Origin of the sequence: Ohtaekwangia sp., from assembly GCF_036568665.1 — a bacterium.
Lineage (GTDB): Bacteria > Bacteroidota > Bacteroidia > Cytophagales > Cyclobacteriaceae > Ohtaekwangia.
Map to the genome: position 1 here is coordinate 14,268 of NZ_DATCSD010000473.1, position 23,384 is coordinate 37,651.

Annotated in this window: 15 protein-coding genes; 8 read left to right on the top strand and 7 right to left on the bottom strand. The window is 45.3% G+C overall.

Annotated elements, in window-relative coordinates:
- Window positions 1-6 precede the first annotated feature (6 nt).
- The 4 genes from VIN08_RS27615 to VIN08_RS27630 form a co-directional block, all read right to left on the bottom strand.
- A complete protein-coding gene (locus VIN08_RS27615) occupies window positions 7-1,041 on the bottom strand; it encodes a rhodanese-related sulfurtransferase (RefSeq protein WP_331972809.1) in 1,035 nt (344 codons plus the stop codon).
- Window positions 1,042-1,131: 90 nt separating this feature from the next.
- Window positions 1,132-1,785, bottom strand: coding sequence for a hypothetical protein (locus VIN08_RS27620; protein WP_331972811.1), 654 nt, complete (start codon window positions 1,783-1,785; stop codon window positions 1,132-1,134).
- Complete coding sequence (locus VIN08_RS27625; RefSeq protein WP_331972813.1) at window positions 1,785-2,792, bottom strand: amidohydrolase family protein; 1,008 nt, start codon at window positions 2,790-2,792, stop codon at window positions 1,785-1,787. Before VIN08_RS27625 ends, VIN08_RS27620 begins: the two co-directional genes overlap by 1 nt.
- Before the next feature lie 30 nt (window positions 2,793-2,822).
- Window positions 2,823-3,710: an outer membrane beta-barrel protein gene (locus VIN08_RS27630; RefSeq protein WP_331972815.1), complete on the bottom strand. Its 888-nt coding sequence runs from the start codon at window positions 3,708-3,710 to the stop codon at window positions 2,823-2,825.
- Window positions 3,711-3,870: 160 nt separating this feature from the next.
- Between VIN08_RS27630 and VIN08_RS27635 the strand changes: the two genes are divergently transcribed.
- Complete coding sequence (locus tag VIN08_RS27635) at window positions 3,871-5,820, top strand: LTA synthase family protein (RefSeq protein WP_331972817.1); 1,950 nt, start codon at window positions 3,871-3,873, stop codon at window positions 5,818-5,820.
- On the opposite strand, the gene VIN08_RS27640 is transcribed toward VIN08_RS27635, so the two are convergent.
- Window positions 5,801-7,462, bottom strand: coding sequence for an ArnT family glycosyltransferase (locus VIN08_RS27640; protein ID WP_331972819.1), 1,662 nt, complete (start codon window positions 7,460-7,462; stop codon window positions 5,801-5,803). The genes VIN08_RS27635 and VIN08_RS27640 overlap by 20 nt on opposite strands.
- Before the next feature lie 180 nt (window positions 7,463-7,642).
- Between VIN08_RS27640 and VIN08_RS27645 the strand changes: the two genes are divergently transcribed.
- Entirely contained in the window at window positions 7,643-8,374 is a 732-nt protein-coding gene (locus VIN08_RS27645; protein WP_331972821.1) for an SDR family oxidoreductase, read from the top strand.
- 12 nt (window positions 8,375-8,386) lie between these two features.
- Here the strand turns inward: VIN08_RS27645 and VIN08_RS27650 are convergent, their stop codons facing one another.
- Window positions 8,387-9,094 (bottom strand): YebC/PmpR family DNA-binding transcriptional regulator, encoded by a 708-nt coding sequence (locus VIN08_RS27650; protein ID WP_331972823.1) that lies wholly within the window; start codon window positions 9,092-9,094, stop codon window positions 8,387-8,389.
- Window positions 9,095-9,191: 97 nt separating this feature from the next.
- Window positions 9,192-10,373 carry a glycosyltransferase family 2 protein gene (locus VIN08_RS27655; RefSeq protein WP_331972825.1) on the bottom strand — a complete coding sequence of 394 codons (1,182 nt, stop codon included), beginning with the start codon at window positions 10,371-10,373 and terminating at the stop codon, window positions 9,192-9,194.
- Between the two features lie 103 nt (window positions 10,374-10,476).
- On the opposite strand from VIN08_RS27655, the gene VIN08_RS27660 reads away from it, so the two are divergent.
- From VIN08_RS27660 to VIN08_RS27685, 6 genes are read left to right on the top strand one after another with little or no spacing between them, the layout of a single operon-like run.
- Window positions 10,477-16,251 carry a tandem-95 repeat protein gene (locus VIN08_RS27660; protein ID WP_331972827.1) on the top strand — a complete coding sequence of 1,925 codons (5,775 nt, stop codon included), beginning with the start codon at window positions 10,477-10,479 and terminating at the stop codon, window positions 16,249-16,251.
- A gap of 10 nt (window positions 16,252-16,261) precedes the next feature.
- Window positions 16,262-17,269 carry a PorP/SprF family type IX secretion system membrane protein gene (locus VIN08_RS27665; RefSeq protein WP_331972829.1) on the top strand — a complete coding sequence of 336 codons (1,008 nt, stop codon included), beginning with the start codon at window positions 16,262-16,264 and terminating at the stop codon, window positions 17,267-17,269.
- Entirely contained in the window at window positions 17,263-18,513 is a 1,251-nt protein-coding gene (locus VIN08_RS27670; RefSeq protein ID WP_331972831.1) for a hypothetical protein, read from the top strand. Before VIN08_RS27665 ends, VIN08_RS27670 begins: the two co-directional genes overlap by 7 nt.
- Before the next feature lie 55 nt (window positions 18,514-18,568).
- Window positions 18,569-20,782 carry a hypothetical protein gene (locus VIN08_RS27675; protein WP_331972833.1) on the top strand — a complete coding sequence of 738 codons (2,214 nt, stop codon included), beginning with the start codon at window positions 18,569-18,571 and terminating at the stop codon, window positions 20,780-20,782.
- Between the two features lie 16 nt (window positions 20,783-20,798).
- Window positions 20,799-22,139, top strand: a complete 1,341-nt coding sequence (locus tag VIN08_RS27680) for a flippase (RefSeq protein WP_331972835.1) — start codon at window positions 20,799-20,801, stop codon at window positions 22,137-22,139.
- The gene (locus VIN08_RS27685; protein ID WP_331972837.1) at window positions 22,136-23,359 is read left to right on the top strand and encodes a glycosyltransferase; all 1,224 of its coding nucleotides are present in this window, start codon (window positions 22,136-22,138) and stop codon (window positions 23,357-23,359) included. The genes VIN08_RS27680 and VIN08_RS27685 overlap by 4 nt, the downstream gene beginning before the upstream one ends.
- The last annotated feature ends 25 nt before the right edge of the window (window positions 23,360-23,384 follow it).

Below are 23,384 nucleotides of genomic sequence, written 5' to 3' on the forward strand. Positions count from 1 at the left end.
CCTTTGTTATTCGGTTTTCCTGAATTGTATCTTTTCCGAGCGGCTCTTCTTGAAAACCTGTCGTCCCTTGTTGATGCCTTTGCGTAATTCGCGTTGTTCATCTTCCGGAAGCGTCATTATGGTTTTGCATTCATCGGAGCAGCAGTTGTTATACTTCTCTGCGCACTCTTTACACTGAATGAAAAGTAAATGACAGCCATCGTTCTTGCAATTGGTGTGATCGTCACAAGGCTTGCCGCATTGATGGCACACGGCTATAATATCTTCGGTGATGCGTTCTCCGAGGCGTTCATCAAACACAAAGTTCTTACCGATGAATTTATTCTCGATGCCTTGTTCTTTTACCTCCTGTGCGTACTTGATGATTCCGCCATTCAGCTGAAATACATTTTTGAAACCGATGTGTTTCATCCACGCACTGGCTTTCTCACAGCGTATACCACCGGTGCAGTACATCAACAGGTTTTTATCTTTCTGATCGCGCATCAGGTCTTCCGCCACCTGAAGTTCTTCGCGAAATGTATCTACATCCGGACATATAGCGCCTTTGAAATGCCCCACTTCACTTTCGTAGTGGTTGCGCATATCGATGATCACTGTGTTAGGATCATCGGCCAGTTTATTGAATGTGTTTGCATCCACGTGTGTTCCCGAGTTGGTAACATCAAATGTGCTGTCGTCCAATCCATCGGCAACAATTTTCTTGCGCACCAGAATTTTCAATTTGAAAAATGATTTGCCGTCATCTTCCACGGCAATATTGAGGCGCACGCCATGGAGCCAATCTATACTATATAACGTTGTCTTGAAGAGTTCGAGGTTATTTTCAGGCACGCTTATCTGCGCGTTCACACCTTCTGTTGCTATATATATTCTTCCCAACACACCGATCGTGTCAAGTTGCCTGTAAAGCTGATCGCGGAAATCCTGGGGTTGGAGAATGTGATGATATCGATAGAAAGAGATGGTGACCCTTTTCTCGGGGGTCGAGCGCATCTTCTCCTTGAGAAGACGGCCTTCAACGCGGTTATATAATGCCATTGGATTAATTGCAGGTTAATCTCGCGGCAAAGGTAATGCTTCGCGGGCAACGGTAAAAATGTATCTTGAAAGAAGCCCCTACAGAATCCATTACGGATTTTTGGGCTGCAGCTTGCCACGGATCAGCTGATTGTATTCCTGGCAGGTAAGTATACCTTGCTCGTTGCAATAAGGGCAGGTTTTATACTCGTCACCAAAGGCACCTCTGCGAATGATCACATGATCGCCCTTGCATGCCGGGCACACCACTTTACCCGAAGGGCCGCAGTCGATATCATAATCCAGTGAAAGAACTTGTTGTGCTTTGTCTGCCTGAGTTTCTTTCTCTTTCAGAAATTCCTGTTCGGCTTGCTTTTTCCATTGAATGGCATCGAGTGAGTATTGACCGTTTGTACCTTTCAGTTGTATATACTTATTCAGCCAATCTATACTCTGTTTATACATGCCGAGGTAAAACGAGTTCTTGCCGAAGTAATAGGTGAGATCGGAGGGAACGCTTTTTACAGTAGCCAGTACGTGGCGAAAGATGGCATCGGCTTTTTTATACTCACCGTTATCCATATAGTATACTCCTGAATCCAGTTCACGCATCAGCGCAGCTTTACGGGCCTGTTCCATCTGTCGTGCAAATTCTTCTGCTTTCTCCCGGTCCTGGGCCATGAGCGCATGCCCCGCAGTAATCAGGCACATAGTCACCAGGAAAATACGCGTAGTGGCGCGTATGCTGTTCACTTGTATTCTCATTATTCGAATCGTTCCTTTTGTAGATTAAGCCACGCGAGCGCAGCGTTGTGAAATATATCTTCTTTTTGTTTTGTATCCAGGTTCATGGTATCTATAAACGAACCGATCTCCAGGTCTCCGAGAGGAAAAGGATAGTCCGATCCTAACGTTACCCGCATTGATCCCTGCAGCTTCAGTACATATTCCAGCAGCAACGGATCATGCGTTACACTGTCAACCCAAAAACGCCCCAGGTAATTTTTAGGGGCTACCGGGTTATCGATCGCTACCAGATCGGGCCGGCATTCAAATCCATGCTGAAGTCTTCCGATTGTTGGCAGAAATGATCCACCGGCATGAGCAAAATTAACTCTTAGTGCAGGCAGTCTTTCAAATATTCCGCCAAAAATAAGAGACGCCACGGCACGTGCAGTTTCTGCAGGCATTCCTACCAGCCAGGGCAACCAATATCGCTGCATGCTTTTTTCTCCCATCATATTCCACGGATGGATCAACACCGCCATCTCCAGTGATGCACACGCTTCAAAGATGGGAAAGAAACGTTCTTCGTGCAGGTTCAGGTCGTTGATGTTCGATCCGATCTGAATGCCCTGTAAACCAATCTCCCTGCATCGCTCAAGCTCTTGTATAGCCAAGTCGGTGTCTTGCATGGGGATGGTTGCCAGCCCCAAATAGTTTTTTGGGTAGCGATAAATTAGTGACGCTATATGATCGTTGAGGTACTGCGATATATCCAGGCAATCCAATGGCTTGGCCCAATACGAAAACATAACGGGGATGGTACACGCCACCTGCACTTGTGTGCGATAGCGATGATACTCTTGTATGCGCACCTCGGGGTTCCAGGCATTCTCATTTATCTCGCGAAAGAACTGGCTACCACGCATCATTCGGGCAGCACCGGAACGATGATGATCGAGGTGAATGAAATCGCCATAGCCGAATTTACGAGCCCAGTCAGGAAGTTTCTCGGGGAGAATATGTGTATGAGAGTCGATCTTTAGCATGACAGTACAGGCAAAGATAGAAGCAATTTCTTATCCTTTCGGTTTGCGCTTTCGCGGACTACTCCATTTCGGAGAAGAACTTTTCTTGGGTGATCTTACCTTTTGCCGGTGATTGGCCGTATGTTTTTCTTTCTTCTCAAATTCCATGAACCGGGATATACCAATGTTGATCTGCAAAAACATATCTCTTCTTCTGCCGGGTATATCGTATAGTGTTTGATAGTTATTTACCTTATCAAGATAACTGTTTGTGCGCGGATCGAAGATGCCGTAGTTCATACGAAAGTCAAAAGATACCATCCAGTGATCATCGGCCTGCCAGTCGGAACGAAAGCCCATCAACGCAAATACCTGGTATGATTTGAAATCCTGTTTCGAGAGCATGGTATAATCGGATACTGCAGGACTTATCACACCATCGTATACAACGGTATAGCTGGACGGGAGAATAGGATATACTTTGGCTGGAAAAGCAAGCTTGGTTTGCGCGTGACTTACCGTTTCTTTTCCCTGTAATAAATAAGCAAAGCTTCCACCGGCTACAAAGCTCAACCGGAAGAAGGCCATATCAATCACGTGAAGTTTAAGTGCCACCGGTATATTCGCATAGTGAAGATTGATCTTCCGCGTTCCCTGTTGTCCGCCGGATGTATTTACAACATAAAAGTTCTGCCCGACATTTACCAGACCGGGATTGAAAATGAAACCATAGCCTTCATAGTCCACACTATAGTTCAGCGATATAGGGGCAAACTTGATACCGTACTTGTTCTTATACCGAGGGTCCTGGCCGATGCCTTCGTCCAATGTAAAATTGGTTGTTACGCCTGTGGCTATACCGAGAGAAACCGTTCGCATCTGAGCGTGGCAAAAAAGAAATGGCGACAACCAGAGTATAGCAAAGAAGAGGCGCGTCATTCAGAGTTCGATCACTAAGTTTTAAAACTACAGACAGGGCGGCAAAATAAGCAATAAAACCTGCACTCCATGTGGAAGATTAATTTAAGGACATTGGATGTTATAATTCTTTTAAAATTGTATTAAATCGCATCACCAATATTTAACCGGTTACAGCAATATGCATAACCTCTTTCAAGGTCTGAAGCTCCGCGGAAACATTTACATCGTGCTGGCATTCAGGCTCTCACTGGCCATGGCATTGTATACCTTGTGCCGGTTGGGCTTCTATATTTTCAATGCAGGATATTTCTCCGGTCTGGAGCTAAAAGATTTCTTGCGCATTTTTGGTGGTGGTCTTCGCTTCGATCTTACCGCAGTGCTTTATACAAACGCATTGGTAATACTACTGATGATTGTGCCGTTGCCGTTTCGCACGCATGCCATATATGAAAGAATTGTGCGATGGATATTTTTCATTTTCAATGGTATAGCACTGGCTGCGAATGTTTCTGATTTTATATACTTCCGGTTTACGGGCAGGCGCACCACGGCCGATGTGTTCAAACAGTTTGAGAATGAAAACAATATGGGTAGCCTCTGGCTTCGCTTTCTGCTGGATTACTGGTATGCTGTTGTGTGCTGGTTTGCATTAATAGCCTTGATGGTGTGGTTATATAGTCTTGTTAAACCACACGGGCCGATGTTAAAGAACAAGCTGCTATACTATAGCTCCGGTCTGGTAATGATGCTGCCCATAGTATACCTGGTGATTGGAGGCATGCGCGGTGGCTTTCAGCACAGTACGCGCCCTATTACACTAAGCAATGCCGGTGAGTATGTAAAAGACCCTAAAGAAGTAAGCCTGGTATTGAATACGCCTTTTGCATTGATGCGTACCTTGGGCAAGACCAACATTCAGAAGGTAGCGTACTTCCCGGAAGCAGTAGCCGATACGTTGTATACACCCGTACATATACCCAACGACACTGCGCACTTCCGCGCGAAGAATGTAGTGGTTATTATTCTGGAAAGTTTCTCAAAGGAATTTTTCGGAACGTTCAATCACGAAAAAGAGAATGGTACTTACAAAGGCTATACACCTTTTCTCGATTCGCTTACACAACACAGTCTTGCGTTTCAATATTCATTTGCCAACGGCCGCAAATCTATCGATGGACTTCCTTCGGTTATCAGCAGTATACCTTCACTGGGTGTGCCGTATTTTCTGTCGCCTTATTCCGGTAATAAGATCAACAGCCTTGCTTCCCTGTTGAAGACAAAAGGATATACTACATCGTTCTTTCACGGAGCGCCCAATGGTTCGATGGGCTTTCAGGCTTTTATGAATCTTGCCGGTGTAGATCAATACTATGGCATGACGGAGTATAACAACGATGATGACTCCGATGGGATATGGGGCATTTGGGATGACAAGTTTTTCAATTACTATGCTGATCAGTTGAACGGATTTAAGCAGCCGTTTATGAGCTCTATATTTTCGGTTTCATCACATCACCCGTTCAAGGTGCCGCAGGAATATGAAGCGAAGTTTAAAGGAGGCCCGCTGGTTATCCATCGCTGTATACAGTATACCGATTTTGCCCTGAAGCAATTCTTTCAGAAGGCATCGGCTATGCCGTGGTTTAAGAATACAATCTTTGTGATTACTGCGGATCATACCTCTTCTGAAATTCAATTCCCGGAGTCACGCACGGCATGGGGATATTATTCGGTGCCGGTAATTTTTTATACTCCGGATGGTAGTCTCGCTGGTTTCTCGAATGAGCTTGCTGAGCAGATCGACATCATGCCTTCTGTGTTGGGATATTTACACTATGATACTCCGTATATAGCTTTTGGTCGTGATATATTCCGCGAGAAGAAAGAGCCTTTTGTGTTCAACTATAAAGATGATGTATACCAGCTCTTCGAGGGCGATTACCTGTTGCAGTTTGACGGTAGCCGTACCGTTGCGCTCTATAATTTTAAAACCGATACACTGCAGAAAAATAACCTGAAAGATCAGTTACCGGCTATTCAGACTGCGATGGAAACGAAAATAAAAGCGATCATTCAGCAGTATAATAACCGGTTGATCGAAAATCGTTTTACTTACCAGGCTCAATAGACAACAGGTAAAAACGACTCAGTTGATCCACACGACTTTGCGGGTCGAGGAAATTTACTTTGGGTCGTGATACGCGATAATGAAATACCTGCTTCGCTTCTTTGAACGATACTTTGTTATTGATCAACGCTTCGCGGCCGCGCTCTCCGGTAACGATCCAGCAAGGCTGATGTAAAGCAGCCACCTGTGCGGTAGGAATTTCAGGGAGTAGGGTAGCGCTGCAAAATTCAAAACTGTTGCTGCGTTCGTGTTCTTGCAGATAATATATCCTGCGGGTGTCAATATGTTCTTTTGCTACAAAGTCGGCCAGTGCATCGCCAGCCTGGTAGGATAACATCTGCGGATAGAAGCTGAAGCTCAGAAATATATTGCACATCAATGCCGTGGCAATGGAGAGCATGATGATGCGCTGCACGCGGGTAGCTTCATGCTGAAACCCGAAATATAGCATGGCCGGGATCATAGCGAGTATAATAACCCACCACTGGCGTACAGGGAAAACCCACAGGTTAAGCACGATCATAAATACCAGCAGTATACATGCCGTAATGATTTGCGTAATGAACAGATCGGTTTGTTGTTTGTTCCGTAACGGGCCTGTCAGATAGCCCGCTAAAAGTATAGCGAACAGCGGCAAGAGTATATTCAGGTAATGCGGAAGCTTGAAGTTGGAAATGGAGATGATGATAAACACCAGTGTTGCCGTTCCAAAGGTTACTATTTCGCGCTCGGGATTATAGCGGAATTTTTTTTCAATGAATTTCTTGAGCCGCTTCCAATACGCTGCCAGTGTAAGCAGGCTCCACGGTATAAAAGCCCACAGAAAAGTATGCAGGAAAAAGAACGGATCTCCTTTCGCGACAGAACCAAACTTTTCTCCTTCCAGTCGCTCTACGTTTTGCGACCAGAGTATAAATCGTATACCCGATAAATTCGATTGCCCGCGAATTACTTTCTCCGGATGAAGATCAAACTGCTGGTAGTAACAATAGAGCACCGGGCTGATGAATATAAACAGGAACACCGGCAGCAGTAACCATCGCGGGTTAAACAGCGTCTGCCAGTTTTGCTGGTATAGCAGGTGTACAGCTACTGCTATACCGGGCACAGCAATGCCAATTATACCTTTGGTGGCAAAGCCCAACGCCAGGCCTATACTACCGAGTATAATATTCTTCCAGCGCATTGTGTCGGCAAAGGCAATCAGTTGCCAGGTAGCAAAAATGATAGCCGAGGTAAGGATGGCATCCATGCGCACATCGTGGTTGGCCAGCACAAAAGAAAAACAGGTGGCCAGTATAAATGCTGCCAGGCGCCCGGCTTCTTTCGAGTATAAAAGTTTACCCAACCGATAAGTCGAATATATACCGAGCAAACTGAAGAGGAGAGAAGGTAATTTATAGGCAAAAGCAGATACCCCAAAGATGTGATAACTGATAGCCGCCAGCCAGAAAAGTAAATGTGGTTTATCCAGGTAATCCTGTCCCTGATCCACCAGCGAAGTGAAGTCGCCCGTTAAAAACATGTGCAACGCAATGTTCGCGTGGTGTGCTGCATCGTTGTCCATCAAAGGAATATACAAGCCACGGATATAGATGATACCTAAAACGGCTCCCGCCAGGAGATAAAATTTCTTTAGCATTCTCAAAGACCCCTCGCGCGAAAATAGGAACGGAGTGTTAAGCAAGTATTGCTATAGTGTGAAGTCAAATGAACACGAGTATTGCAGGATATTTAGTATGTTTGAACGGCCTTGTTGCAGGATGTGCAGCAGGGTATATGAAATCGTTTTCATTAATAAAGACCCTAACTATACAAGACTGTGTCATACGTTTTAATTCTGGGAGCCAGCAGCGATGTAGCCATTGCCTGTGCGCACGAGTTTGCTGCAAACGGTTATAATCTTTACCTGTCCGGGCGCGATATAGAGTCGCTTACAATAGCCGCCAGTGATTTACACATCCGCCATCGCATCGAAGCGAAAGCCGTGAAGTTCGATGCGCTTCAATCTTCCGGACATCAATCATTTTATAATTCTCTCGATCCTAAACCGGAGATTACACTTTGTGTATTCGGTTTACTGGGCGATCAGCAGACATCCGCGAAGACCTGGGCAGAAGCAGAGAAGATCATTCACTCCAATTATACCGGGGCGGTATCTATACTCAATGCTGTAGCCAACGATTATGAAGCTCGAAAGAGCGGAGTAATTGTGGGTATAAGTTCTGTAGCAGGCGAACGTGGCCGGCAGAGTAACTATATATATGGAAGTGCCAAGGCAGGCTTTACAGCATACCTCTCCGGACTGCGAAATCGGTTAACGGCCAGTAATGTACACGTTGTAACAGTAAAACCTGGTTTTATCCGAACACGTATGACGGAAGGACTCAAGTTACCCAAGCCACTTACCGCAGAACCGGTTCAACTCGGCAAAGCCATTCTGAAAGCAACAAAGAAAAAGAAAGACGTGATCTACGTACTGCCGGTGTGGCGGTTGATCATGCTCATTATCCGGAATATCCCGGAAGGTATATTTAAGAAACTGAAGATGTAGCGAAATGTAGCGTTACGCCAGGTTGTGATATACAGCCTGCACATCGTCATCGCTTTCCAGTACCTCCACCAGTTTCAGAACTTCGTCCTGTTGTTCTTCACTTAATTCTTTTGTGGTGGTAGGAATATATTGAAGCTCAGAGCTTTTGGCATCCATGTTTTTGGATTCAAGAAACTTCAGCATGTGGCCGAACTCAGTAAACTTGGTATATATCACTACCTCGTCTTCGTTTCGTTCAATGTCTTCTGCACCGGCATCGATCAGGTCGAGCTCCAGCTCATCGAGATTGATCTTGGCAGGATCGAATTTGAAAACGCCTTTACGCTCGAACATGAACGCAACCGAACCGGAGTTCCCCATAGCACCACCATTTTTAGAGAAGTGCAGGCGAACGTTGGCCACCGTGCGTGTAGGGTTATCGGTAGCGCATTCTACCATGAGCGGTACACCGTGGGGTGCATATCCTTCGTAAGTAACTTCCTGAAAATCTTTTTCTTCTTTGGATGAAGCACGTTTGATAGCCGCTTCGACCTTGTCTTTAGGCATGTTTACACCTTTGGCATTTTGAATAGCCAGGCGAAGTTTCGGATTGTTCTCCGGTATAGGGCCAGCCTGTTTTACAGCAATAGCAATGTCTTTACCGATACGCGTGAAAGCCTTGGCCATCCGGTCAAAGCGAGCAAACATCTTGTGCTTCCGTTTTTCAAAAATACGCCCCATGGTCGTGTCTGTTTATAAGGGTGGCAAAATTATACCAGTTCGGCAATTAGTCAAATCCTATTGCCCAGTTATTGCTGAATGTCTTGTGTTTAAGTCGTTAAGATGCCGTAGCGCGCCTGGCTTTTTCCCACATAACCGATTGCTTGCCGCGCAAAAAGCGGTTCAGTCCGTAGTATACCGACACGTTCATGACCGCGAAGTAGTACGGTACAAAAAATCCTTTGATGCCAATCTTCTTGTCACGCAATATATACCCCGCAATGGCCAGCGCATAGAAAGCTGCCTGAAGCACCAGCGTGAGTTGATAGAAGGGAAGCCCTTGCAGGGCCAGCCAAAGATTGCTTAGAAAGATCAGCGGCAGAAAAAGCGGAGCGAGCGTCCAGCGTAATACCCGGTGAGATATATATTGAAATGTGAGTATACCGTAGCGAAAAGGATTCAACAGGTAGGAGAGTCGCGACATGGCCTGAAACCCTCCGGCCGAGATTCGCACTTTGCGTTTCCACTCTTCACTTACCGATGCAGACGCGGTTTCCAGCGCACAGGCTTCCGGTTCGTACGCAAAGCGATAGCCTTTGGCTGCTATACGCAACGAGAGATAAAAATCTTCGATGATCATATCTTCCGCTGGCTCTTCATAGAGTTCGGTACGAACCGAGAACAATTCTCCCGCAGCCCCGACAATAGAATATACTTCAGCATCCTTGCGTTTCAGAAACGACTCATACTTCCAGTAAAGTCCTTCGCCTGAGCCGGATGCGTTATCTTTATCCTTACTAAAGATTCGTTTTTCGCCCGATACACCGCCCACTGTTTTATCCTCATAGTGTCGCACTATTTTGCGTATAGCCTCTCCGTTCAGATCGGTATTGGCATCGCAGAAGATCACGATGGGTGTCTTTACCAGTTTCATCACGCGGTTCACAGCATGGATTTTTCCCTTGCGTTCATGGGAGTGAAAGAGCTGTATGGCCGGATATTCTTTTATGATTTCGGGAGTTTGGTCGGTAGAGCCATCGGTTACAAAAAAAAGTTCGAGCTTCTCTTTGGGGTAGTCAAGCGCGAGCGTATTGGCGATCTTATCACGGATTATATCGGCTTCATTATAGGCTGCAACCAGGAGGGTAACAGTAGGTAATGCTTCATTCTGCGGTATGTCTACAACGTTTGTTCGGGATTTAATTTTAGAAAAAATGTAAATAATTATGCCATATCCTACATAAGTATACCCGACTACAAGGATGCCGACCCAAAAGATCGCAGAAATGATACTAAACATTGTTTTTGAGTAGTTAAACCACGAAACTACGAGTTACAATTAAAATTCAGAGAGGATACAAGTATTATTAATTTAATTATTTTTGCAGGTCTACAGTTGGAATATGCGTTTTTTGCGCCAAATATTACTTTGTGCTCTACTATTACCTGGCGGGTATGCTTTTGCCCAGGTACCAGTAACTCTTCCTGATGTCGCTACGACCGATGAGGAAGTTGCTGTTGATATACCCGTGCTCGCCAATGATATAGACCTGCTCGGCTTTAATGCTGCTACTATAGATGTTGATATGGATACTGATGGTATTCAATCAACGCTCGCTATAGCGGATGTTGGTACCTTCACAGTAAATACATCTACAGGCATTGTAACATTTACTCCTGTTGCCAACTATAATGGTAATGCTACCACTTCCTATACAGTTGAGAACAACGCGGCTATAACTTCTTTACCCACACTCATTACCGTAACAGTCAATCCTATAAATGATGCGCCCACCGCTGGTAACGATGCTGCCAGCACCACGGAAGATACTCCGGTGACTTTTTCAGTAACGAGTAATGATACTGATATAGATGGAACGATTAACGCAGCAACGGTGGATCTTGATCCGCTTACAGGCGGACGACAAACTTCTATAGCGGCAACGACCGGCAGCGGTACATTTACCGTAGATAACACCGGACAAGTTACCTATACACCTATACTAAATTTCTCCGGTACAGCCACGGCCAGCTACCAGGTGAATGATAACAGTGGTGATGTTTCCAATACAGCTACCATAACCGTAACAATATCTTCTGTCAATGATCTGCCGGTAGCAAACAACGATGAGGTAACTACACCGGAAGATACACCGACAACAGTCAATGTAATCTCGAATGATACCGATGCCGATGGAACGATCGATCCTGCAACGGTAGATCTGGACGTTACTGCCGGTGGTATACAATCGACTAAATCAGACGGTACCGGTGCATGGAGTGTCAGTACCTTCGGAGTAGTTTCATTTACACCTGTGCTCAACTTTACCGGAGCGGCAACATTGCCCTATACGGTGAATGATAATGCCGGTGGAACTTCCAACCAGGCGACCATCACGATCAACGTATCAGCGGTGAACGACTTGCCTGTGGCCAACAATGATACCGGTACAACACCTGAAGAGACCGCTACTACAGTTAACCTCGTGACGAATGATACCGATATAGATGGAACGATCAATGCGGCTTCTGTAGATCTGGATACCGGCACACCGGGCATTCAAAACGCGAATAGCAATAGTGCGGGTAGCTGGTCCGTTAACGCCTCGGGAATCGTCACCTTTACTCCGGCCACCAATTTTAATGGTAATGCTATACTTACCTATACCGTGAATGATAACAGCGGAGGTACTTCCAATGCTGCGACTATTACCATCAACGTAACTCCGGTGAACGATGCGCCCGTTGCCAATGGCGACAATGCCAGTACCAATGAAGAAACCGCTGTTACGTTTAATGTAGTAGTAAATGATACCGATATAGATGGCAGTATAGCAGCCAATACGGTAGACCTTAATACAACTACAGGAGGCATTCAAAATTCCATAACCAATTCGGCAGGTACGTGGTCTGTAAATGCAACAGGCGATGTTACGTTTACACCGGCTGTAAATTTTTCAGGATCAGCTACACTTACCTATACCGTGAATGATAATGCCGGTGCCACTTCCAACCAGGCAACTATTTCTGTTACTGTTGCCGATCAGAACGATGCACCGGTTGCCAACAACGACATGGGTACCACAGCAGAAGAAACCGCTACAACAGTTAATGTGGTAAATAATGATACAGATATAGATGGTACGATCGCTGTGAATACGGTTGATCTGAATACAACAGCAGCCGGCATTCAAACCACCATCAGCAATGCTTCCGGTAACTGGTCGGTAAGTACAGCAGGTATTGTAAGCTTTACTCCGGCTACAGACTTCAACGGTACGGCTACACTACTATATACCGTAAATGACAATGACGGTGCTACGTCCAACGAAGCAACCATCTCCATCAACGTAACCCCGGTGAACGATGCACCTGTAGCCAACAACGATGTCGCTGCCACCAATGAAGATACGCCTGTTACCGTAACCGTGGTTACGAACGATACCGATATAGACGGAACGATCAATGCTGCTACGGTTGATCTGAATACTACCACAGCGGGTATACAAAGCACGGCTTCAAATGCAGCAGGTACCTGGAGTGTAAATACTTCCGGAGTAGTTACCTATACGCCAACAGCAAACTTTACGGGCACAGCCCTGCTGGCGTATAGGGTAAACGATAATACCGGGGCTACTTCTAACAGCGCTAACATTTCTATTACCGTAAATGCACAGAACGATGCGCCCACTGCGGTAAATGATGCCGTAACAACATTGGAAGATACACCGGTAAACCTGAATATAGTGAACAACGATACCGATGTAGACGGAACGATCGCTGCCAACACGGTAGATCTCGATCCTGCTACGGCCGGTATACAAACATCATTCAACGTAAGCGGGGGTACGGTGTCTGTCAATGCTTCGGGTGTGATCACGTTTACACCTACGGTTAATTTTTATGGAACAGTAACAACCACCTATACGGTGAATGATAATTCTGGCGCTACTTCCAATATAGCTACGATCACTATAACGGTAACAGCCGTGAACGACGCTCCTATAGCCAACAACGACCTGACTACTGCCGATGAAAATGAAACGGTAACGTTAAATGTAGTCACGAATGACCTGGATATAGATGGCACCGTGAACGCAGCTACGGTAGATCTGAATACAACCACAGCGGGTATACAAACTACGATCACGGTTACCGCTGGTACATTTACGGTGAATGCTACAGGCGATGTTACGTATACACCCGCGCTTAACTTTAACGGAACGGCATCCATCACTTATACCGTGCGCGATAATACAGGCGCTACCTCTAACCAGGCAACGATTAGTATACTGGTAAATTCCATCAACAGTTTGCCTGTGGCTTCCAATGATGCCATTACGATAAATGAAGATGGTGTAGCATCCCTCAACATTGTGGCGAACGACAGTGATCCGGACGGAACGATCAATGCTGCGACAGTTGATCTGAATACGTCTATAGCCGGTATACAAAATTCCATCACCACAGCACAAGGTACATTCTCAGTGAACGGATCAGGACTTTTAAGTTTTACACCTGTGCTGAATTACTTCGGCACTGCCAGCATTACCTATACCGTGAACGACAACGTAGGGGCTACCTCTAATCAGGCCACGATTACCATAACTATTAACAGTGTGAACGATGCGCCCGTAGCCAACAATGATACCGGCAGTGCTTCCGATGGTGTAGCCGTAACGGTAAATGTAGTAAGCAACGATACGGATGTTGATGGTACGATAGATATAGCAACAGTTGACCTCGATGTAACCACTGGAGGTATACAAACATCACGCACTACAGCTGCCGGCACATGGACGGTGAACACTTCCGGAATTGTAACCTTTACTTCGATCGTAAATTATAACGGTGTGGCTACGCTCACATACCGCGTGAATGATAACGGGGGTGCAACCTCCAATAATGGTACGATCTCTATTACTGTAAGTGCCGTAAACGATCCTCCGGTAGCGAACAACGATGCGGCTACTACCAATGAAGATTCACCTTTGAGTATAAACGTAATCACCAACGATACAGATCCGGAGAATAACATTAGCCCATCCACCATTGATCTGAACACAGCCGTGTCGGGTATACAAAATACCATCACTACAGCAGCCGGTACATTTACGGCCAGCACAACCTCTCCGGGTGTGGTGGTGTATACACCGGTATTGAATTTCAACGGTACGGCTACTGTTACCTATACCGTAAATGACAACGGAGGACTTACTTCGAATGAAGCGACCATCACCATAACGGTAACACCTATAAACGATGCACCCGTGGCTGTGAATGATGCCGCCACTACACCAGAAGATACCAGTGTAAAATTTGACGTAACGGCTAATGATACCGATGTGGATGGAACGATCAACGATGCTACGGTTGATCTCAATACGACTACCGGAGGTATACAAAATACCAACACTGTTGCCGGAGGAACCTTTACCGTGAGTACGGCCGGAGAGGTAACGTTTACACCGGTAGCAGACTTCTTTGGTACAGCAACCGTAAGCTATCGCGTAAACGATAATACGGGAGCTACTTCCAATGCCGCTACTATAACTGTTACTGTGCAGCCGGTAAACGATCCGCCTGTATTTGATCCCATCGTTCCGGATCCACAGCGTGTGCTGCGTAATGGCGCACAGAAGACGATCACGATTACCGGTATATCTCCCGGGCCTGGTGAAACGGAACAATTACTTCTGTCCGCTACATCTGGTAATACAACGCTGGTACCCAATCCAACCATAACCTATAATGGAACGGCAACAACGGCTACATTAAAATATCAACCGGCACCGAATCAATCAGGCTCTGCAGATATAGTAGTAAAACTGGTTGATACCGGTCTGAATGAATTTACCCAAACCTTTACCGTAGAGATTGTAGATGTGCGCTTTACTTCCACACCTGTTACGGTGGCTGTAGAAGGAGAGCCATACGAATACAACATCGAGATGACGGATGTAGTGGATAACCTCACTATAGCAGCAGCACAGAAACCTGCATGGGCCACTGTTACATCTACCGGTAAAAATAAAGCCAGGCTCAGCGGCACGCCTCCGGCCAACGCGCCTGCCAGCAGCGTAGTGCGCTTGCAGATAAAAGACGGAACTACAGTGCTGGATGAACAACAATATACGTTGGTGGTAAATCACCGGCCGGTAATCACTTCGTATACACTTTCTATCAACGAAGATATAGCGACACCACTCAAGGCACAGGACTTCTCCAATGCCTATACAGATGCCGATGGAAATCCGCTTACAGAAATTCAATTTACCGCGCTCCCCAGGCATGGTAATTTAGTAATGAATGCAACCCCGCTTACTGTGAACGCCAAGGTTCCTTTTTCATCTATAGCCACGGTCATTTACCAGCCAATGACAAATTATGCCGGCTATGATACTATTTACTGGAAAGCAAGCGATGGACTCAGTTATAGCGCTGCGAGTGCATCTATCAATTATACTATAGCAGCCGTAAACGATCCTCCGGAAATTACCTTCCTGGAAACCGATTCACTTGACTATGAACTTGGAAGCGAAGAGCCGATTATCATGACGGCCCAGTTCAATGCGATCGATGTGGACACCGATAGTCTTACCGGTGCAGAGCTGCGATTCCGCACGGAAAATTTTGAAGCAGAACACGATCGCCTGCTGTTTACACCTACGGCTACGATCACCGGCACCTATAATGAACTAACAGGCGAACTCCTGCTTTCAGGCAAAGCACCTGTGCAGGAATATGTGCAGGCTATCCGCAGCATTCAGTATAACTATATAGATCTTACGGAAATAGAGTTGATCACCAAACGCCTCAGCATTGCACTGAACGATGGTGAAAGTCTCAGCACAGTGAAAGACCGGTATATCGAGCTGATCTATACGTTTGAAGGTATAGATATACCCAACGCCTTTACACCGAATGGTGATACACGAAATGATGTGTGGGTGATCACATCATCCAAGAAAGCAGACTCCGGTGTGGAGCAGTATAAATCCGCTGAGATCAGGATCTATACCAAGCGGGGCAAACTTGTTTTTGAAGACATCGGTTTTCAAAAGCCGTGGGATGGTATGTTGAATGGCGAGGTATTGCCTCCGGATACCTACTACTATACAATCGATTTGAAGTATAACAAAATAATGTATAAAGGTATTGTTACAATTTTACGGTGAGCGCAGGTACATGAGCAGACTCTTTATCATAACGTTGCTTTTCGTGGTGGTCATGCAGGCGCACGGTCAATATATACCGAACAGCGGTCAGGCATTTCAGTTTGCCTCAGCCTATAACCCGGCCTTTGCCGGTATAGATGAATTTGCCGATGTAAAGCTCGGCTATCGTTACCAGATGGCGGGCTATGGTGCCAATGCTCCGCAGTTTGTAAACCTCACGGCTAATTTTCGTTTGAAGCAACCGGTGGATCTTGTTACGAACGGGCTGCGTACTTCCAATGGAAAATTACTTCCCAATAGCATCCCCAAACGGAAACGCATCATTCACGGGTTGGGTGCTACGTTGTTCAGCGAAAAGGTCGGGCTCATTAAGCGTATAGGGGGAGGGTTGTCGTACTCATTCAACTATCCTGTATCGCGCAAGTTCAGACTCGCGGCAGGTCTTACTGCGTTTATGGAAAACACGCAGCTGGATGTAAATGGTATATATCTTGGCGAGAATCCCGACCAGGATCCCTTTTACGATCACCTGATGCAGGGCAGCACGAAACATTCCGAGTTCAGTTTACGTGGAGGAATGTTATTATATAGTAAAGGATTTTACCTCGGTCTCTCATACTTCCCGATCATGAACGAAGTAATTCAAAACTCGGATGTAAACTTTAGCAGCACCAATGCTTTTTATGAAGGATCGGTGATGACCGGCTTTGCCGTACCTGTTAGTGCAGACCTGATGTTAAAGCCCAGTGTACTGGCGGTTATGCAGAGCGATCATTCTTTTTTGTTCGATTATAGTATAAAAGGTTATCTGAAATCCAAAGCATGGTTTGGTGCAACCTATCGCGATATACAGGCCATGGTATTTCTCTTTGGATTTGATTTTACCAAAACACTGTCGGTAAGTTATTCCTACGAATTGTCAGTAGGAGGGATGAGTAAATTTAATGACGGAAGCCACGACCTCGTGCTTGCGTTACGGTTCAATAACTTTAAAAGCTTGCATCCATACACATGGTAAAGTATAGTATATTTCTGACGGGGCTGTTATCGTTCTCACTGCTGCAGGCGCAAAACCTGGAGTTTAGTGATGCGCGAAAACTTTCGGCCAACATCAATTCTTCAGGCGAGGAACTGATGCCGCTGCTGTCACGGGATGGCTATACGCTATACTTTACGCGCGTACTTTCACCCGGTAACACGGGAGGGCAATATGCCGGTTCCGATGTGTGGATGAGTCGCTTCGATGTAACATCGTCTGAATGGAGCAAAGCGGATAACAGCAGGTTCTCCCTGAATACTGCGGAGAATGATGTGGTGATTGGCACCAATGCCACCGGAGATATACTGTATCTGCTCAACACATCAGCTGCCAAAAGAGCAAAAGGTATTTATGTTACGAAAAAAAACGGCAATGGCTGGGGAGATGCTGAACTCGTTCCTGTAGAAGGGATCAACTCGCAGCAGTTCCTCGGTATATTTATTTCTCCCGATCAGGACGTGATGTTTATTTCCATGATGGGTGAAGACAGCATGGGAGAAGAAGATTTATATGTGAGCACAAAGAACAGTGCCGGTGCATGGTCGAAGCCCAAGAACCTCGGGCCAACCATAAACACCAGCGGCTTTGAGATAGCGCCCTATCTTTCGCAGGACAAACACAAGCTATATTTTTCCAGCAATGGTCATGGCGGTTCGGGCGATGCAGACATATTGGTATGCGAGCGCTTGTATGATTCGTGGGAGACATGGTCGGTACCCAAGAACCTGGGTGAGAAAGTAAATTCAAAAAACTTTGATGCATACTTCTCTACCTATGGCGATAGTGTTGCCTTCTTTACCAGCAACCGTGGTGGTAACGCTGATATTTATAGTATAAACCTGGTAAAGCCTGCGTCCCAGGAAATAAAAACCGATACACGAAATTACCTGAGCGAAGCAGAGATCGAATCGAAAGCTCCCAAAACTGTGCGCATCTATAAATTCGAGTCAGCATCAGCACTGCTTTCCGAGAAGCAAGTACAGCAACTCATGCAGCTTGCCAATGCGTTTGCATCGTATGGCGATATCAAAGTACACCTGGTGGCACACAAACCTGCATCGGCAACATCATTGGATATTTACCAGAAAAGATTACTGGCTATATTGAATCAATTGAAAAGAGGAGGCATCATTGGTTCCCGTATAACGTTTGGCGTGGAATTGATTGATAACGCGACATCGATTTCGGGAGAAGAGCAAGTAGATATTCTTTTTTACAAATAACGGAATATGAAATTTACCGTATTAAATTTAGTAATTTTGATGTAACCACGTACCGATGGATTTCTATCTCATATTAAAGACTCTTCAGCGCAGACTTTGGGTGTTAATTGTTTTCCCGATAATTGCAGTGATCTGTGCTGTGATCCTGGTATTACGGATGGACAAAGTCTACAAGTCATACGCCCATCTTGCAACAGGTTTCACTGCCGATGATGCCGTAAAGCTCAACGATGAATCTTCCAATTCTTACGAAACAAATACACGTTTCACCAACGTGATCGAGTCGATGAACTCGCTTCCCGTGTTGAGCCTTGTATCCTATAAATTGATGCTGCACGATCTGGAGAGCGATACACCTTACCGAGGGCTTACCCAGAAACAAAAGGAGAAACTTGATTTTCCGCTCACACCTGCTTTCCTCGAGAAAGCAAAAGAAATATTGAAGGCCCGCGCCAATGAGATCAAGCCGTTGAACACGGCCGATCAGATCGATTACCAGTTGTTCGATCTGCTGAAAGCGTATGAGTATGATTACGAAGCATTGTCAGAGAAATTTACCATCAAGCGCTTAACTACTTCCGATTTTATTTCTGTTGATTTCAGTTCCGAGAGCCCGTTTCTCTCAGCCGATGCAGTAAATATGCTTTGCTCGGAATTTATCCGCTATAACAAAGTATTGAAAGGCGATCGTTCTTCGGAGTCTCTCGAATTTCTGGAAGGTGTAGTACGTGAAAAAAAACGTATACTGGACGAGAAGGAAGCATTGCTCAACGACTATAAAGTAAATAACAACGTATTCAATTACGGTGCAGAGAGTGAAAGCAAGATATCGCAGATCACCGAATATGAATTGAACAAAGAGCGTGAAGAAAAAAATGTAAATGCACTTCGCCTGGAGAAAGCAACACTCGAAAACAGACTGCAGAACACGACACAGCTTAACCAGCAGGAGGTTGTTCAGATCAACCAGCGCATTATCGACCTGAGAAGAAAGATCAGCGAGATTACCAACTCCGGAACAGACGCAGAGCGTGCAACGCTGGGTAAACTTCGCGATGAATTGCAACTCGAGATAAGCCGTCTTGATTTTCTCAATGAATCCAAAGACAAAGACGAATCGGGCGAGTTGAAAAAACAATACGATGATGTAAAGCTTAAACTGCAGATAGCGGAGACAAATCTTACTGCTGCCGATCAGTCACTGCGCAGATTAAAATACGATGTATCCGGTTTCGCTACCAAAGAAGCCAAGATATCGGAACTGCAGCGCGATGTACAGGTAGCCTCTGAAGAATATCTGGATGCACAGGATAAATATAGCTCTGCTAAAAATAAAGCATTGGTTGTGGGCAGCTCTATTCGCCAGATACTGGAAGCACAACCAAGCCGCGAGCCCGAACCATCCAAAGGTATATTGATTGTAGCACTGGCAGGTATAGGAAGTTTTGTATTCTGTGTAACGATACTCTTGTTAATCGAGTTTGCCGACATGACCATCCGTATACCGGTGCGCCTCGAACGACTGACGGGTCTGAGCACAATTGGTTCGCTGAACCTGATCAAGATAAAAGGCTTTGATCTGCGTAAAACATTTGCATCCAAAGCAGGCGATAAAGAGTCGAATACATTTGTACACTTTCTGCGCAAGCTCCGTTACGAAGTACAGAAATCCGATGGCAAAGTATTCCTGGTATCCAGCACACAGCCGCAGGTAGGTAAATCTTTTATGATCATCTGCCTCTCGTATACCCTGAGCCTGGTGAATAAAAAAGTGTTGATCATCGATACAAATTTTAAGCGTAACTCCCTTACCAAATTATTGTTGCCGGTAACGGATAGCCGCAGATTATTGAAACGCGGTGTAGATGACAAAACGTTGTTGCTGAATGGTAAAGATGCCGAAGAGGAAGAAACGCAGGAGGATAATCACAACATTATATACAAAACAGAATTTAAAGGTGTTGATATCATCGGAAATATAGGAGGAACAGATTCACCTTCCGAGATTCTGGCAGGGCGCGATTTCAAGGAGATGATTGAAAACCTGTCGTTGCAATACGACTATATATTCCTGGAAGGTCCCTCTATCAACGAGTACTCCGATTCGAAGGAGCTGATCGATTATGTAGACAAGGTCATTGCTGTGTTCGATGCCAATACAAATCTGAATCACCTCGATAAAGAGTCGATCAATTATTTGAAATCCATTAAAGAAAAATTGTTGGGCTCTGTTCTGAATAAAGTTCAACTCAAAGATCTATCAGTATAGCATTGGCAGGATAACTATGGGCAAAAACTCGTATTGGCTTAAGTCTGGTTTTTACTCCATGGGTTACAGGTTATCTGTGTTAATCTTTGGCTTCGGGAGTTTCTATTTTCTTATCCGTTATTTTTCGCAGGCAGAGTTTGGTGCGTGGGCGCTGTTCATCAGCATTACCACCATTATTGAAATGTCGCGCAATGGGTTGATCCAGAATGCGGTGATCAAACTAATCCACACCAGCGATCCGAATGATGAAGGCAAGATCGTGCTCGCATCGTTTAGCATCAACATTATTTACTCCGCGATTATATACCTGCTGTTGGCCGGGTTTTCCGGTGTACTCAGCCGTATGTTTCATATACAGGATATAGGAACGATGTTCGTATACTACGGAGTTACTATATTTTTCCTGATACCCTTTTCGCAGTTCAATTATATACAGCAGGCTAAATTCAGTTTCAGCGGTATATTCTGGAGCACGGTGCTGCGGCAGGGGAGTTTCTTCCTAGCGGTGCTGTTTATCTGCGTCATGCGGGTAAAGATTACGTTGATCGATCTTGTGCTGATACAGGCAGCCTGTACATTTGCCGGACTAATCTGTGCTTATTTCTGTGCCCGGAAATTTATCCGTATAACCTATTCATGGGATGGTGCCATAGTAAAGAAAGTCTTAGGTTTTGGCAAGTATGTTATGGGTACCAATATATGCTCCTTGTTGTTCAAAACGGTCGATCAGTTTTCGGTGGGATATTTTCTGAATGCGAACATCGTGGCGTTGTATAATTCTGCGATTCGCGTATCGAACCTGATAGAGTATCCCAGCACTTCGGTGGCCGAGGTGGTATATCCGCAGAGCGCATTCCGCACCAGTTCGGAAGGCGATCATGCTGCGAAGGTATTGTACGAAAAATCTGTAGGGCTTACACTTGCGCTTACCCTCCCCGTTGTAATAGGCACGGTGTTGCTGGCAGACTATATCATTTTTATTATAGCCGGCCCTGAGTATCATGAGGCTGCCACCATTCTGCGCATCACCATTCTCTACGGTATATTTACACCCTTCAATAGACAGTTTGGCACCGTAATGGATTCTTCCGGAAGGCCCCAGCTTAATTTTGCACTGATGCTGGCAAGTGTTTTTATAAATATTATCAGCAACTATTTATTTATACAACAGTTTGGAATGATCGGTGCGGCCTATGGCACGCTGCTTTCGTATGTGATCGTTTTCCTGGTGGGTAACACCATGCTCACACGCATCTTCGGCATCGAGATGCAGCAAATTTTCCACTATATGTTTTATTACTATGGTGTGGCGTTTCAATTTATTCAGAAGAAATTAAAAACGAGATTACAGGGATGAAAGAGGCAACTGATATCGTTATGTTGGCATTGGCGCGCTGGGACGGTCCGTATTCTTCAACGGCTTTTTCACTGGCAAAAGAACTTGCACGCAAAAACAGAGTCTTCTATATCGACAATCCGTTTACCCTGAAAGATGTAGCCACCAACCTGCACAAACACCAGATACAATCCAGGCTTACACCCCTGCTTACCGGAAGGCATGTAGGCAAACAGATCTATAACGATAACCCCAACCTGATCAACATACGGCCGAAAGCAGTTATACCCATCAACTTCTTTCCCTATGGTAAATTATATAGTTATCTCTCGCGTGTAAACAACCACGTGGTGAACCAGGCGTTACGGAGAGCGATCCGGGAATACGACATTGAGAAGTTTATCTTCATCAATTCTTTTAACCCGTTTTACCTGCAGGATGTAACGGAGTTTAAACCGGAGCTAACAGTATATCACTGCGTGGATAACATGGCTGAGTCGAAGTATATAGGCAAGCACGGCAAATTTCTGGAAGCCGAAGCGATGCGTGAGTATGATGTTACCATTGCTACATCCAAGAAGCTATACGAGATGGCATCGCAGTATACACGCAATGCTTTTTGCCTGCCGAACGCTGCGGACTTTAAGCATTTTCAACGCGCGGTTTATGAGCCGCTTTTGCGACCAAATGAGCTTGACGGACTGGAGTCTAAGAAAATAATTGGCTATATTGGACATGTAGACTTCAGGATCGACTACGAACTGCTGAACAAACTCTCCCGTGCGCATGCCGATAAAATTATCCTGATGGTAGGGCCGGAGCATGAATCCGATAAAGATAAACTGGAAAGACTGCCAAACGTCATTTCCACCGGGAAGAAACCATTTGAAGAATTACCGGCATACTTGAAATTTATAGACTGTGCTATCATTCCGTTTTTAAGAAATGATCTGACGGCAAGTATTTATCCGTTAAAGCTGAATGAATACCTGGCTGCCGGAAAGCCGATTGTTACCACAGGATTTTCTCAAGACCTGGAAGACTTTGGCAACACGATCCGCATCGAGAATACACCCGATAGTTTTATTCGCGGGGTGCAGGAAGAGATTGTAACAGACTCTGATCAGAAACGGGAGCAACGTATACAGGTGGCCGGACATAATACGTGGACTGCTCGCGTAGAAGCTTTCTGGGATATGGTATCGCCTTACATCAAAAAAGAACAACCGGTATATGGGTAACAATAAAATTCCGTTTCATCACCAA